The following is a 14,180-nucleotide window of genomic DNA, read 5'->3' as shown; positions in this document are numbered from 1 at the left end:
AGATGACCAACCACGACGACCACACCACCACTGACGCCTTCGGCCCCGGCGAGGCCAGCGCACGTCGAGCCAAGCGGTTTGCGATTGCCGGAGCAGCGGCCCTGATGCTCGGGCTGGGAGGTATCGGGACGGCATACGCCGTCGGTGGCGGCAGCGGCGCAGCAGAGACCGGGTACGCGACGATCATCGACGCGCCGGCCGAGGGCGAGGCGCCCGGCACCGAGTCCGACGTGCAGCTCGGCACGCAGTCCGGCTCCCGCGAGGACTGCCCGGAGAAGGACGGCGGCGCCACGACCTCTCCCGAGTCCGAGGCCCCCTCGCAGGCACCATCCCAGACGCCGGATGCCGCCCCTGACACGAGCACGCTGTGACCGAGACCCAGCGGGTGACGCGCCCGCTCTCTGGTGGACAGGCCCTCGAGCGCGCACTCTTCGAGGTGAAGAAGGTCGTCGTCGGCCAGGACCACATGGTCGAGCGGATGCTCATCGGTCTCATCGCCCGCGGGCACGTCCTCCTCGAGGGCGTGCCCGGGGTGGCCAAGACGTTGGCCGTGCGCACTCTCGCCGATGTGATCGGCGGGACGTTCAGCCGACTCCAGTTCACCCCCGACCTCATGCCCGGCGACATCGTCGGCACGCGAGTGTGGAGGCCGACGAGCGACGCGTTCGACACCGAGCTCGGGCCGATCTTCGCCAACCTCGTCCTCGCTGACGAGATCAATCGGGCGCCGGCCAAGGTGCAGTCGGCACTGCTCGAGGCCATGGCCGAGCGGCAGGTGACGATCGGCGGCCAGACCTTCGCGCTTCCCAGGCCGTTCCTCGTGCTCGCCACCCAGAACCCGATCGAGTCTGAGGGCGTCTATCAGCTCCCCGAGGCGCAGCGGGATCGGTTCCTGCTCAAGGTCGACGTCGGCTACCCCACCGATGTCGAGGAACTCACCATTTTGCAGCGCATGAGCGTGGACCCGCCGCGGGCGCACCTCACGCTCGAGATCGAGGAGGTCGAGGAGCTCCAGCGCACGGCCGACCGGGTCTTCGTCCACCATGCGGTGGCGCAGTATGCCGTGGCGCTCGTCGTGGCGACCCGCGAGCCGCTCCGCTTCGGGCTCGGTCACCTGGACGGTGTCGTTGATTTCGGAGTCAGCCCCCGAGCGACCCTGGGTCTCATCGCGGCTGGCCGAGCGCTCGCACTGCTGCGGGGTCGCGACTACGTCCTGCCCAGTGACGTGGCCGACATTGCGCGGGACGTGATGTCGCACCGGATCGTGCTGTCCTTCGAAGCGGTCGCCGACGGGATCGACCCGCGGGCCGTTGTCGGGTCCGTCCTCGCAGCGGTGCCGATGCCCGAGGTGGCGCCCGGGCAGCACGACGCTGCAGTGGCGGCGTTCCAGACCGCCAACACAGGACCTCCCAACCATGGGTGAGTCCGGGCGGGACAGGTCTCAGGCGGGCGACCGGGCCTTCAAGGCGCTCGACCTCGTGGTCCGTCGGCGTCTCAACGGGCTCCTCCAGGGCGACCGGGCGGGCCACCGTCTCGGCTCCGGCTCGGATCCGGAGGAAGTGGTCCGCTACCGCGCGGGCGAGGACGACGTGCGGCGGATGGACTGGAACGTCACGGCTCGCACCGGCGAACCACACGTCTGGCGTCCGCTGGCCGAGCACGAGCTCGACACCTGGGTGCTCGTCGACGAGACGCCGAGCATGGACTTCGGCACCGCCATGAGCGAGAAGCGGGACGTGGCCGGGTGGGTTGCCGGATCTGTCGGGCTGCTGACCGACGGACCCGGCAACCGGGTCGGAGTGGCCCACCTGACCCCCACGGGTCTCGAGTGGGACGCACCCCTCCCCGGGCGGGTCAGCGCCCGCCGCACCCTGCGCTCGGTCGCGGGCGCTCCACGCGCCGACAGGAGGTCCGACACGACGACCCTCGGCGAGGCGATGACCGCGCTCGAGCGGCGTCACCGCCGTCCCGGTTTGCGGGTCGTCGTCAGTGACTTCGTCGACCCAGACGGCGCAACCGAACGACCGTTCACGTGGGAGCCGGCCCTGCGCCGGCTCGCGGCCCGGCACGACGTCATCGTCGTCGAGGTCCTCGACCCCCGTGAGCTCGAGCTCCCAGACCTCGGGCTCGTCGTCCTGCGCGACCCCGAGAGCGGACGGGCGCGAGAGGTCCACACGACACCGGCTCTGCGACAGCGCTACGCCGAGCTGGCCGCCGGGCATCGCGCAGCCGTCGCCGACGCGGTGCGGTCCACCGGTGCCGGTCACGTCATCGTGCGCACCGACACCGACTGGGTGCGCGACCTGGCCCGCTACATCATCTCCAGGCGCCACACGCGCCGCACCGATCGAAAGGTTCGCTGATGGACCTCCTCGCACCGTTCTGGCTCCTCCTTCTCGTGCCGTTGGTGGGCCTTGGTGTCACCTATGTCGTGATGCAGCGACGCAGGCGCAGGTATGCCGTCCGCTTCGCCGCGCTTCCGCTGCTCGACAAGGTGGCCCCCGAGCAGCCCGGATGGCGCAGGCATGCCCCTGCAGCGGCATTCCTCCTGGCCCTGACGGCACTGGCCCTCGCAACAGCCCGCCCGGTGATCGACCTGCGGGTCCCGCACGAGCGAGCCACCGTCATCGTCGCCATCGACGTGTCCCGTTCGATGCAGGCGACCGACGTCGAGCCGACCCGGATGGACGCGGCAACCGAGGCGGCCGCTGCGTTCATCGAGAACCTCCCGGAGACCTTCAACGTCGGACTGGTGACCTTCTCGGGGTCGAGTGCCGTCCTCGCCACGCCGACGACCGACCACGAGTCCGTGGCTGCAGCACTCGAGAACCTCCCCATGGCCAACAGCACGGCGATCGGCGAGGCAGTCTTCACTTCGCTCGAGCAAGTGGCCTCCATGGCACAGGGTGACGATTCCGTCGACGTCCCGGCTCGGGTGGTCCTGCTCTCGGACGGCACGAACACGGCGGGTCGCAGCCCGGACGAAGCGGCCACTGCGGCAACCGAGGCAGCGGTACCCGTGTCCACGATCGCCTACGGCACCCAGGAGGGCACTGTGGAGATCCAGGGCCGCATGGTCCCGGTCCCGGTCGATGTCGACTCCCTTGCCGGACTGGCCGAGGGCACGGGTGGTCAGGCCTACACCGCCGAGAGCGGAGACGAGCTCGCCGAGGTCTATGAGGACATCGGCTCCTCCATCGGGTGGCGCACCGAGCCACGCGAGATCACCCCCTACCTCGCGGCCCTCGGCTTCCTGCTCTCGCTGGCTGCCGGAGCCATGTCGCTGCGCTGGTTCGCGCGGCTTCCGTGAACAACCCAGCAGAGAAGGCGATGGCACTCATGACCTCTCAACCCACGAAACATGATCCGGTTGGCACGAGCACCTGGCGAGGGCTCGGTGAGCCGGCTGGACCTGACTTCCTTCGGGGCGCTATGCCCTTGCGGGAGGACCCCACAGCCTCGACCGGGGCCGCGCCGGCGCCCACCGGTCGGGAACGGCGCCGCAGCCGACTGCCCGCTCTCCTCCTGGTCTCAGCCCTGTCAGGCGGAATCGCGGGCGCTGGCGCAGCCGTCGTGCTCGGCCCGGACGCAACCCCTACGTCCGGGCCGGGCATCGCCGTCGAGCGTCCGTCGGGACGCGCCCCCGCATCAGCTGCGGGAACGGAGGAGGCCGCGGCGCAGGCGATCCTGCCGAGCGTCGTGCAAATTCGTGCGGGCCGCTCCACCGGGTCGGGCTTCGTGCTCGACGACCGCGGCCATGTCATGACCAATCATCACGTCATCGAGGGGGAGTCGACGGTGTCGCTCCAGCTCGCTGGCGGTCGCACGGTGAGTGCCACCGTCGTCGGCAGCAGCGAAGCAGATGACATCGCCGTCCTCCGGGCCGACCCGGAAGCACTGGAGCCGGCTCGGATCGGTCAGTCCTCGGCGCTCCGGATCGGTCAGCCGGTCATCGCTGTCGGCTCCCCGCTCGGCCTCGACGGGACAGTCACGGCTGGCATCGTCAGCACGGTTGAGCGGTCGGCTCGTCTTGGTGGGGGCGCCAACCAGAGAGTGATCCAGACCGACGCCTCGATCAACCCGGGCAACTCGGGTGGTCCGTTGGTCAATCTCGAGGGTCAGGTCGTCGGCGTCAACACGGCCATTGCGACACTCAGCGGACGAGCCTCAGGATCCATCGGGATCGGATTCGCTGTGCCGATCGACCGCGCCGTCGAGGTTGCCGACGAGATCATTCGTCGCTGAGCACGGTGTCGAACAGCACATTGGCAACGACGCGGTGCAGGCCGTCAGACCTTCAACCGCAGGCGATGCGACTCGGTTCCCGGAGGGGCCAAGGCATGCACCTGTTCTGCGGGCGCGGCCGCTGGAACTCGCCGCGTCCGGGTCAGGGCAGCCGCCGCGGCGGTCAGACACAGGGTCAGCAGCGCCGCGGTGGCCAAGCTGGTCCGTACCGGAGAGATGCTCGCCAGCGTGATCCGGACTGGGTACAACCACCACGCGGCTGCGCCGACGAACACCGCCAGCGGTGCAACAATCCGCACCGAAGCGCGCAGGGGCTGGAGGCGGTTCACGCCACGCCAGGCCCAGGTGCGGTGCCCTGACCGTTGCCCCCGGATGAGGAAGAAGCCTCCGCCGAGTGCCACCGTGCCCAGAACGGCGCCGATGCTGAGCATCAGGGTGTACTGGAAACTGAGTTCGTCCATCAGCCTCTGGGTTGTCCTTGGGTGCCCCACCCCGAGGGAGTCCGCCCATGCCTGCGTGGTGAAGCCGATGAGGCCGTCGTTGTCGCTGTTCGTCAGGACCACGAGGCCCTCGGCGCGGTCGGGGAGGGTGGTGAACTGGGACAGCCAGCCGGTGTTCTTGCCCCCGTGCCCGGCGGCTTTCGTGCCGTCGGAGAGGGTTTCGACCTCGTAGCCGAAGGACGTGGTCATGCCGTGCGCGACTGTGATGGGGGAGAGCAGGGTTGCCACGCCGGCTGGGGTGAGCACCCCGCGGCCTGGCCGTTCTCCCGAGGGGCCGGTCATGGCTGCCACGGCGAAGCGTGCGACGTCGTTGGCTGACGTGTACAAGCCCCCGGCCGCCTGTTCGGTGAGCAGTGTCGGCGGGACCGGACGCCCTCCGTTGGTGTAGCCGGTCGCGGTCTCCGCGGCCAGTTCCGGCCGCTCGACGAAGCTGCTGCGGGTCATCCCCAGCGGGTCCAGAACCTCCCGCTGCATGTACGAAGCAAATGCCTCCCCGGTCACTTCCTCGATGGCGAGCTGGAGCATCGTGTAGCCGCCGTTGGAGTACTCCATCTGGGTCCCCGGTTCAGTGGTGATGCGTACGTTGTCAGAGTTCCGGTCGCCCGGCTTGCCGCTGCCACCGCTCAGGGACTGCTCCAAGGACGGCAACGGCCGAGTGGTCACCGGCGAGTAGTCCTGCATGTTCAGCCCCGCGGTGTGGTTGAGGAGCCGACCGATGGTCACCCCATCGGGGTCGAACGGGGAGGGTGGCAAGTGCCAACGGGTCAGGTATGACTCCACCGGGGTGTCCAGGTCCATGCGCCCCTGCTCGACCAGCCGCATCACCCCCCACGCGGTGACCGACTTGGTGATCGAGCCGACACGGAAGATGGTGTTTGCCGTGACCGGGACCCCGTTGCTGGTGTTGGTCGTCCCATACCCCTTGGACCACGTGACGCCGCCGTCGCGGATCTGCACCACCGCAACGCCGGGCACTTGGAACGACGCCAGCCAGTTGCTCTGCTCGAGCCTGTTCACCATCTCGGCCGTCGGACCGTCAGAGGCGTGAGCGGTGGCGGGCAGGCCTGCGAGCCCTGCTGTCAGGACAAGGGCGGTGCCGAGTGCGCAAGCCCACCGTCGCAACGTGCGTGGTTCGGTCGTGCGAAGGCGTTGGTGCGGCATGTCGTCTCATCTCTCTGGCCAGCCTTGGAAATGTGTGGATTGCCAGGATTTCTGGCTGAGGGTCGCCAGATGGGACGACTCTGCGAGACCTGGGCCACCAGTGAGGCTTCGACGTTCGTGACCCTGTACGACGAGTGTGAGACGCGCAGCGCGTCGCGCGCCATGACGCCGGGTTGACGATCTCGGCCATGCTCGCGAGGTGAGGGGCCTACCGTCGGGGGATGGACGGTTCCGCGCGCGGGCACCGTGTCGTCATCGTCACCTTCGACTCGGCGCAGATCCTCGACGTCACCGGGCCACTGGAGGTGCTGTCCAGCGCACGACGCTTCGTGCTCGCCGCGGACTACCTCACCGTGCTTGCCAGCGTCGGCGGAGGGCTGGTGTCCTCAACCAGCGGGATGTCGTTCAGCACCGTCCCGTTGAGCGAGGTGACCGGACCGGTGCAGACGCTCATGGTGACGGGCGGGCGTGACATGGAGCAGGCATGCGCCGACGAGGAACTTCTCTCTCAGGTGTGCAGACTCGCGGCTGACGCCGGGCGGGTGACCTCCGTGTGCTCCGGCGCCTTTGTCCTTGCGGCGGCTGGACTGCTCGACGGTCGCCGTGCGGCAACCCACTGGGCGGAGTGCCAGATGCTGGCCGATACCTATCCGACAGTCGACGTGGACCCCGACGCCATCTACGTGCAGGACGGAAACGTCTGGACCTCGGCCGGAGTCACGGCCGGCATCGACCTGACCCTGGCATTGGTTGCACAGGACCACGGTCGCAAGGCCGCTGCAGCTGTGGCCCGCCAACTGGTCGTCTATCTGCGTCGCTCTGGCGGCCAGGCGCAGTTCTCGGCACTGCTCGCGGCCCAGGATGCCGACACCCAACCCGTCCAGGACCTGCTGGCGTGGCTGCCCGACCATCTGGGCGAAGATCTCACAGTGCCAAAGCTCGCCCGGCACGCCAACCTGTCCGAACGCCACTTCAGCAGGGTGTTCAAGGCGGAAGTCGGTGTCAGCCCGGCCGACCACATCGAGTCCGTGCGCTTGGAAACCGCCTGCCGGCTCCTCGAGAGCACCCACATCCCGATCGAGCAGATCGCACAAACCTGCGGGTTCGGAACCACGGAAACCATGAACCGGTCCTTCCGCCGAAGACTCGGCACCACGCCTGGACAGCATCGCCACCACTTCGACCAGACAGCAGGGTCAGGAGCAAGGAGAGGCTCAGTCGTCACAACCATGACCTGAGTGACCGCTCACTCATCGTGACCAGTCGCAGGATGCCCTGGGATCGGAGTCGGCGCGATGTGGGGTCGTGCCCCTTCGCGCCGTGGGTGCTCACGTCCTCACGGGAGGCGCGGTCTGCGAGACCAGCTCGGCGCTCACCCTCCAAAGGCGTGAGGCAACGCCTCGGTCGTAGCTGCCCTTCGACGACTGCTTGGGCTTGCTCCGCGCGAAGTAGGCGCCCGTGACCTGTTCGAGCGTGTGGTCGGAGGCGACCCGGATCGAGGTGCCGGCGCCCTGAGCGGGTGTCATCATGAACGGCCGCAGGAAGGGGACGAGCAGCCGCTGCACGTTCCCGGGATCAGCTGATCCGAATCCCGTGCGCACCAGACCCGGGTGCACCGCGTTGGCGGTGACCGATGTGCCTGACAGCGTTCGGGCCAGCTCGTGGGTGAACAGGAGGTTGGCGAGCTTGGACTGGCTGTAGGCCTTCGCGCCGGAGTAGTTGTGCTCGCCTTGCAGGTCGTCGAAGTCGATGACCCCGGTGGAGTGTGCGTTGGAGGAGACCGTCACGATGCGAGCGGAGCCACTCTGGGTCAGTCGGTCGAGCAGCAGGCCCGTGAGCAGGAACGGCGCGAGGTGGTTCAGCGCGAAGGTGCGCTCGAGCCCATTGGCTGTGAGGTGTCGCGTGTTCCAGTAGCCGCCGACATTGTTGACCAGGACGTCGATCCGGTCGAGGTGTTGGAGCAGGTCACCGGCCAGGCCCCGCACCTCCGACTGTGAGGACAAGTCAGCGACGAACGCGTCCACGTGGCCGCCACCGACCTCGCGTATCTCGCGGGCCGCGGCGTCCGTGCGCGCGATGTCGCGGCCCGTGATCGCGAGGTTCGCACCCAGGAGGGCCAGGCCGAGGGCGGTCGCCTTGCCGATGCCGCCCGTGGCGCCGGTGACCACCACGGTGCGACCGCTCATCGGCAGGCCCGGTCGGACGGTCATGGCTGACGGCTGTAGGCCTCGGGCCTGAAACCCTTGACCAGCAACCACACCGCGATGGACACCTCGAAGATCCCGCCGGGGATCAGGAGCACCATGCTGAGGTGGATCCCGAAGAGCTCGAGGAGGGCTCCCAGCATGTGCGTCGCGTAGCCCACCAGGCCCAGGATCGCGAGGGGCCGCGGGATCAGCCCGGACCGCACCAGCAGGTAGGCCAGGAACATGGCACCGAACCCGAGCGACATCTGGCCGATCTGGTAGGCCAACTCGTTTGCGTCGACCGCAAGGGACCCGAGTGACTGGGCCACGCCCGTGTCCAACTGGCCGGATGCGGCCTGCCGGGCCAACGGCAGGAGCATCAGCAGGGCCAACGCACCGACCGCCATCAGGGCCACCTCGAAGATCATCGTTGCCAGATAGGTCAGCGCGGTCCGCCGGCCCCATCTGTCGATCACCGGGAAGATCAGCACCGCCTTGCCGATGTCCACAGCCGTGTTCACCAGCATCAGCACGGCCCCGAGCACCAACGCGGTCTGGTGAGCGGGCAACGTCGCGAGGAATCCGTCGTCGCCGATCACCGATGCCACCAGCAGCGCGCCCGTGCCGTAGGAGAGGAAGCCCAGCAGGAACAGCGCCCCGATGAGGCGGGAGACGAGCATGCGGGAACCGCTGCGCGGTTCCCTTGCGGCAGGCGAACCGGCACCTGCGGCGGTCGAAGCGCGTGCGTGTGCAGCCGGCATACCGGCCAAGGTCTGTGAGCTCATGACGTCCTACTTTCGTTGGGAGGAGAGGCAATTCGAGGTATGCCGGGTGGTCCGGTCAGAGGGTGATGGCGACCTTGCCGCGGGCGTTGCCGTTCATCAGGTGGCGCATCGCGTCGGGCACCTGCGCCAATGAGAAGGTCCGGTCGATGCTCGGGACGACAGCGCCCGACTGGATGAGGGGAGTGAGGCGCTCGAGGTCGCTGCCGCGTTCCTTGTTGGCGAGCATGGCCAACCTCTGTTTCACGAAGAGCGACACGATCGGCGCCCGCAGACTGCGACCGAAGCCGCCCGTGACCTTGCCGCCCTCCTCGCCGCCGACGATCACGACGGTGCCGGTGGGCGTGAGTGCACGGCGAAGGCGTGAGAGCGGCCGGTTGCCGCCGATGTCGAGGACCAGGTCGTAGCGGTGGCTGCCGTCGGCGAAGTCCTCAAAGGTGTAGTCGATGACGTGGTCGGCGCCCAGCGACCGCACGAGGTCGAGCTTGGGGGTGCTGGCGACGCCGGTGACCTCGGCCCCAAGGGCCTTGGCGATCTGCACTGCGTAGCTGCCGACCCCGCCGGACGCACCGACGATCAGCACGTGTTGCCCTGCCTCGAGTCGGCCGACGTCGGTCAGGCCCTGGAGGGCGGTCATCGCGGACACCGGCACAACTGCGGCTTGTTCGAAGGTCAGGCTGGGCGGCTTGAGGGCCAGCTTGTCCTGCAGTGCCGCTGTGTACTCGGCGAACGAGCCCTTGGCGATACCGAAGACTTCGTCGCCGGCCACGAACCTGGTCACTGCAGAGCCGACCGCGACAACGGTGCCGGCGACGTCGATGCCGGGCACCGGGTTCTTGGGTCCGAAGAAGCCGAATCCCATGACTCGCAACAGGTATGGGCGCCCGGCCATCATGTGCCAGGTGCCGCGGTCGAGACCTGCTGCCTGCACACGGATCAGCACCTCGTTGTCGGCGATCTCGGGGCGGGCAACTCGGTCGAACTGAAGGACCTCCGGGGAGCCGTAACCGCTCTGGATGATGGCCTGCATCTGTGTGTCCCCCGGCGTCGGGCCGGTGGGGGTGTGGGCGTTTCCTGCGACGAGCTGCTGTTCAGAACTCATGACTCTGCCTTTCGACACGGCGGGCCGGATTGCCAACCGCACTTAGTACGGTTAAGGTAACGTACAAAGTACGGTTCGCCCATGGCTCGATGTGATCAATCCCCACATGACCCAATCCGAGGAGACAGATGGCACCCGTCAGCGAGACGCAGCGGCCGCGCCAACGGCTCACCAGGGAACGGGTGCTGCTCGGCGCCATCGCGGTCGCGGACGCCGGTGGCATCGAGTCGCTGACGATCCGCTCGCTCGCGAAGGAGCTTGGTGTCAAGCCGATGTCGGTCTACCACCACGTCGCCAACAAGGGCGAGATCCTCGACGGCATCGTCGATCTGGTCTTCAGCGAGATCGTGCTTCCGTCACCGGGTGGCGAGTGGCGCGCGGAGATTCGGCGCCGCTCGGTGTCGGCCCGCGAGGTGCTCGGACGTCATCCGTGGGCCATCCACCTCCTGCAGTCGCGGACGCGCCCTGGTCCCGCAACCCTGCGCCACCACAACGCAGTCATCGGCACCCTGCGCGAAGCGGGCTTCTCAGTGAGGAAGACGGCACACGCCTTCGCCTTGATTGACAGCTACGTTTTCGGGTTTGCCCTCTCCGAGGCGGCCCTGCCGATCCACGGACCGGAAACCGTGGCCGAGGTGGCCGAACAGATGATGCAACAGGTCTCGACCACCGAGTACCCCTACCTCACCGAATTCTCGATCAAACACATCCTCAAACCTGGATACGCCTTCGGCGCCGAGTTCGACCATGGCCTGTCGCTGGTGTTGAAGGCGCTCGGCTGAAGCCCGCCCCGCTGGCATCGATCGGCGCGTGGCGTGAGGGTGGATCGACGAGGTGGTCCGCTGGGGGAGTCACTCCTCGTGGGTGGCGACCGACGAGGTCCCGGTGAGCCGGCGGCGCACGACCAGTGGGAGCGGTGCGTTGGGCGTCGGTGATCGTCGCGAACCTCTGCTGGAACGGCAGGGTCAGCAGGAAGCCGGCCAGGAGTTGAACGCCCGTCTGGGTGACCCGCAGCTCCTGGAGCAGCTCGTCCCAGTTGCGGTCGAGGCGCTCCATGGGCGTCTCACCACGGTCGTTGCCGCTTTTCGGGAGTCCATCCCCTGACCGTACTCATCAGGGTCACCCCACGCGCCGCACCAGGAGCGCCACACCCTGCCCACCACCAACGGCAATGGTGGCGAGACCCAGCTCAGGACCGTCATGGCGGAGCATCTGGCTGAACAACCGCACCGCGAGCACTGCACCGGACGCCCCCCAAGGGTGTCCGAGAGCAAGGGCGCCGCCCTCGACGCAGACGCGGTGCTCGTCGAGGCCGAGCTCGTCACAGCAGGCGAGCACCTGTGCGGCGAAGGCTTCGTTGATCTCGACGGCGCCAATGTCATCGAGCGTGATTCCGCTGCGGTGCAACAGGGTCCGCACTGCCGGCACGGGGCCGATGCCGGGCAGGTTGGGGTCCGAACCGACCGTCGCCCAGTCCAGACAGGCAAGACCCGGTATGCCGTCCGCCCTCCTGCGTGCCTCCGTCACCATCGCGACGGCAGCCGCTCCGTCGTTGATCCCGCAGGCGTTGCCTGCCGTGACAGTGCCATCGGGGGAGAAGGCCGCGGGAAGTCGGGCCAACGTCTCCGCGCGGAGGTTCTCGCGGACGCGCTGGTCCGCCGACAACTGGGGGAGTGGCACGAGCTCGCGGTCGAAGCGGCCGGCAGCGCGAGCCGCAGCCGCACGGGTGTGGGAGCGGACGGCATACGCGTCCTGTCGATCTCTGGTGATGCCCCAGCGCCGGGCGACGTCGTCGGCGGCCGCTCCCATCTCTGGGTCGCCGATCTGGGATGGTGCGAAGGGAGCGCGCGAATAGCGTTGCGGCCCAGCGCCATCGGTGGGAGGCCACATCCGCCACGGTGCCGTGCTGGCGCTCTCTGCACCTCCGGCAAGTGCGGACTCGACAGAGCCCGAGCGAACCAGCGCGCACGCCGTCGTGATGGCGGCCAGGCCGCTGCCACACTGCAGGTCGACGGTCATCGCCGGTGTCGCAACGTCAAAGCGGGCGGCCAGGGTGGCGACGCGGGCGAGGTTGCCGCCCGGGCCCATGCAGTTGCCGAGGACGACCTGCGACGGTGACGGCAGGCCAGCGTCGTCCGCCGCCGCCCGGAGCGCCGGGGCGGCCAGTTCGACGACATCGACCTCGCGCAGGGCCAGCCCAGCCGTCCCGATGGGAGTGCGTCGCGCCGCGACGATGATGGGTGTCCGGTCATCGATCACGACGTCGCCTCGATGTCTCGGTCCGCAGCGATTCGACGCCGCACCTCGGCTCGATCGACCTTGCCGGCAGGGGTCAGGGGCAAGTCGGACCAGACGTGCCAGCGACGAGGGAGGTGTGTTCGTGACACGAGTTCTGCTGTGTGAGAACGCAGCTCGTCGACGTCGAGGGTGGGCCCTGCAGTGATGACGATCTCGAGTCGCTCGCCGAGCTCGGCGTGGGGCATCCCGATGGCCACCGCCGCCGTCACCGCCGGGAAGGTGAGGACGACGGCCTCGACATCCGCGCAGAGGACCGTTGCGCCGCCCGTGGTCACGGTGTCGTCGCCGCGGCCGAGGACGACGAGTCCCAGCTCGTGATCGAGGAGGCCACAGTCACCCACCGTCGCCCAACCACGGGCATCACGCAGCATGGGTCCGGATTCTCCAGGCGCATAGCCCTCGGCGAGCCACGGGCTGCGGGCCCAGATGACGCCGTCGCGCAGGTCGACCTCGACCTCGGGGAACGGTTCCAGTCGCGGGCCGACCCGCATCGCCACAAAGCTCAGCTCGGCCGCTCCGTAGTAGTCCACGACCTCGACACCCGCCTCGTGGGCCCGAGCACGCACACCCTGGGGGAGTGCAGCACCCGCGCAGACGACGGTGCGCAGTCGCCCGACGTCACGGTCGAGCAGCCCGGCGAGCATGGCCGGCGTGAGGTGCGCGAGCGTGCACGTCTCGAGGGCGGCCTCGGCGTCACGCAGGCTCCAGCGGGGAAGCGCCACGACGCCGGCCCCGACATGGGCGGCGTGCGCGTGGGCAAACGCGAACATCGAACCGCTCGGCGGCGCGGGCACGAGCACCCGGTCCTGCTCGGTCGTGCCGGTGAGTCGGCTGACGTGGTCAAAGCTCGCCTCCCACGATGCGAGGGAGCGCCGGACGGTGCGGGGCGCCGCAGCCGTCCCCGAGGTGCGCAGTTCCAACCAGGAACCTCCGTCGACCTCGCGGAGGACGCCCATGTCGCGCAGGGCTGCCCGGGCCGGAGTGTCGTGCACGGCGCCACGCTCTCACATGAGGTCAGGCTGCGTTGGTGACCCGCTGCTCCGCGGACCGTCATCCCTTGACCACGCGGCCGCGAGCTGGTCGGCGAGGAGGAAGGCCACCCGCAGGGACGCCTCGGTGGGGCGAGAGACGTGAGCCGAAGCCACGAGGTCGACCCGGCCGAGCGTCCGGCTCTTGAGGTCGACCGGAAGCGCGACAGCCGTATCGATGGGGAACCCCTCGCGGCTTCCGTCGCGTGCGGTGCCCGCCCGGACGATGAGCCCGTCGCGCCGCAGCACGGCAGCACCTGCAGCCGGTGCGCTGGGGATCCACGTCGCCCGGTCGAGGTCGAGCAGGGCCGTGAGCTGCTTCTCGACTTCTCGCACGATCAACTCATGTCCTCGGTGGTCAGCAACGGCGCGCGCGGTGGCCACGAGCCCCTCGAGCCGGGCAGCGCTCTCGGCGGCGTGGGCCTGCCAGCGTTGCCCCCAGAGAGCGAGTTCGGTGACGGCAACGCCAACGACGAGCAGGAGTGCTGCGACCTGGACGTCCTCAGCGTTCGTGATGGCGAGCGTCCCGTTCGGTGCCGTGTGGAACCAGTCGAACCAGAGGGCGCTCGACACGGATGCGCCCCACCCTGCCCACCTGATCCCCGTGGCGGCGGCGCCGACGATGACGACGACGAGCGAGAGGACGACCGTGGCGTGCGGGATGCTGTCGCGCCAGATCGCGAAGGTGCCACCCACGACGAGCGGAGCGAACACGGCATACGCACCGATCGCCGACGGGCGTGACTCCAGGGCTTGCATGAGTCTCATGAGCCCATGACGCGCCCCGGAACTGCCGCCAGTCAAGGGCGTTGATGCAATCCGTACGCGGCCACATCAAGAAGTCGTCAACGCCTGTCAGGGAGCCGTCAAGGACAAAC

At 68.8% G+C, this 14,180-nt stretch carries 14 protein-coding genes and 1 pseudogene; 7 read left to right on the top strand and 8 right to left on the bottom strand.

Features of this window, described 5'->3' with window-relative positions:
• Positions 1-2 precede the first annotated feature (2 nt).
• The 5 genes from V6K52_RS11240 to V6K52_RS11220 are packed head-to-tail and all read left to right on the top strand — an operon-like array spanning position 3 to position 4,245.
• Positions 3-371 carry a hypothetical protein gene (locus tag V6K52_RS11240; RefSeq protein WP_353950204.1) on the top strand — a complete coding sequence of 123 codons (369 nt, stop codon included), beginning with the start codon at positions 3-5 and terminating at the stop codon, positions 369-371.
• Positions 368-1,423 (top strand): MoxR family ATPase, encoded by a 1,056-nt coding sequence (locus tag V6K52_RS11235; RefSeq protein ID WP_353950203.1) that lies wholly within the window; start codon positions 368-370, stop codon positions 1,421-1,423. Before V6K52_RS11240 ends, V6K52_RS11235 begins: the two co-directional genes overlap by 4 nt.
• Positions 1,416-2,363, top strand: a complete 948-nt coding sequence (locus V6K52_RS11230) for a DUF58 domain-containing protein (RefSeq protein WP_353950202.1) — start codon at positions 1,416-1,418, stop codon at positions 2,361-2,363. The genes V6K52_RS11235 and V6K52_RS11230 overlap by 8 nt, the downstream gene beginning before the upstream one ends.
• Positions 2,363-3,310 carry a VWA domain-containing protein gene (locus tag V6K52_RS11225; protein WP_353950201.1) on the top strand — a complete coding sequence of 316 codons (948 nt, stop codon included), beginning with the start codon at positions 2,363-2,365 and terminating at the stop codon, positions 3,308-3,310. The genes V6K52_RS11230 and V6K52_RS11225 overlap by 1 nt, the downstream gene beginning before the upstream one ends.
• Before the next feature lie 29 nt (positions 3,311-3,339).
• On the top strand, positions 3,340-4,245 hold the full coding sequence (locus V6K52_RS11220) for a trypsin-like peptidase domain-containing protein (protein ID WP_353950200.1): 906 nt from the start codon (positions 3,340-3,342) through the stop codon (positions 4,243-4,245).
• Positions 4,246-4,289: 44 nt separating this feature from the next.
• Here the strand turns inward: V6K52_RS11220 and V6K52_RS11215 are convergent, their stop codons facing one another.
• Complete coding sequence (locus V6K52_RS11215) at positions 4,290-5,906, bottom strand: serine hydrolase domain-containing protein (protein ID WP_353950199.1); 1,617 nt, start codon at positions 5,904-5,906, stop codon at positions 4,290-4,292.
• A 221-nt stretch (positions 5,907-6,127) separates the two neighbouring features.
• Between V6K52_RS11215 and V6K52_RS11210 the strand changes: the two genes are divergently transcribed.
• Complete coding sequence (locus tag V6K52_RS11210) at positions 6,128-7,144, top strand: GlxA family transcriptional regulator (protein ID WP_353950198.1); 1,017 nt, start codon at positions 6,128-6,130, stop codon at positions 7,142-7,144.
• Between the two features lie 90 nt (positions 7,145-7,234).
• On the opposite strand, the gene V6K52_RS11205 is transcribed toward V6K52_RS11210, so the two are convergent.
• From V6K52_RS11205 to V6K52_RS11195, 3 genes are read right to left on the bottom strand one after another with little or no spacing between them, the layout of a single operon-like run.
• Positions 7,235-8,116, bottom strand: a complete 882-nt coding sequence (locus tag V6K52_RS11205) for an SDR family NAD(P)-dependent oxidoreductase (protein WP_353950197.1) — start codon at positions 8,114-8,116, stop codon at positions 7,235-7,237.
• Complete coding sequence (locus tag V6K52_RS11200) at positions 8,113-8,877, bottom strand: DUF4386 domain-containing protein (RefSeq protein ID WP_353950196.1); 765 nt, start codon at positions 8,875-8,877, stop codon at positions 8,113-8,115. Before V6K52_RS11200 ends, V6K52_RS11205 begins: the two co-directional genes overlap by 4 nt.
• 55 nt (positions 8,878-8,932) lie before the next feature.
• Positions 8,933-9,976: an NAD(P)-dependent alcohol dehydrogenase gene (locus V6K52_RS11195; protein ID WP_353950195.1), complete on the bottom strand. Its 1,044-nt coding sequence runs from the start codon at positions 9,974-9,976 to the stop codon at positions 8,933-8,935.
• Positions 9,977-10,104: 128 nt separating this feature from the next.
• Here V6K52_RS11195 and V6K52_RS11190 point away from each other — a divergent pair, with 128 nt between their 5' ends.
• A complete protein-coding gene (locus V6K52_RS11190) occupies positions 10,105-10,758 on the top strand; it encodes a TetR/AcrR family transcriptional regulator C-terminal domain-containing protein (protein ID WP_353950194.1) in 654 nt (217 codons plus the stop codon).
• Positions 10,759-10,906: 148 nt separating this feature from the next.
• Here V6K52_RS11190 and V6K52_RS11185 read toward each other — a convergent pair.
• The 4 genes and pseudogenes from V6K52_RS11185 to V6K52_RS11170 all read right to left on the bottom strand — a co-directional run.
• A pseudogene (locus tag V6K52_RS11185) lies at positions 10,907-11,032 on the bottom strand (DUF6328 family protein); the annotation flags it as partial.
• A gap of 63 nt (positions 11,033-11,095) precedes the next feature.
• A complete protein-coding gene (locus V6K52_RS11180; RefSeq protein WP_353950193.1) occupies positions 11,096-12,235 on the bottom strand; it encodes a thiolase family protein in 1,140 nt (379 codons plus the stop codon).
• The gene (locus tag V6K52_RS11175) at positions 12,232-13,266 is read right to left on the bottom strand and encodes a fatty acid--CoA ligase family protein (protein ID WP_353950192.1); all 1,035 of its coding nucleotides are present in this window, start codon (positions 13,264-13,266) and stop codon (positions 12,232-12,234) included. Before V6K52_RS11175 ends, V6K52_RS11180 begins: the two co-directional genes overlap by 4 nt.
• 12 nt (positions 13,267-13,278) lie before the next feature.
• Positions 13,279-14,070, bottom strand: a complete 792-nt coding sequence (locus V6K52_RS11170; protein WP_353950191.1) for a DUF4118 domain-containing protein — start codon at positions 14,068-14,070, stop codon at positions 13,279-13,281.
• Between the last annotated feature and the right edge of the window lie 110 nt (positions 14,071-14,180).

The organism is Knoellia sp. S7-12, assembly GCF_040518285.1.
Classification (GTDB): domain Bacteria; phylum Actinomycetota; class Actinomycetes; order Actinomycetales; family Dermatophilaceae; genus Knoellia.
This window is presented reverse-complemented; position numbering and strand designations above follow the sequence as displayed.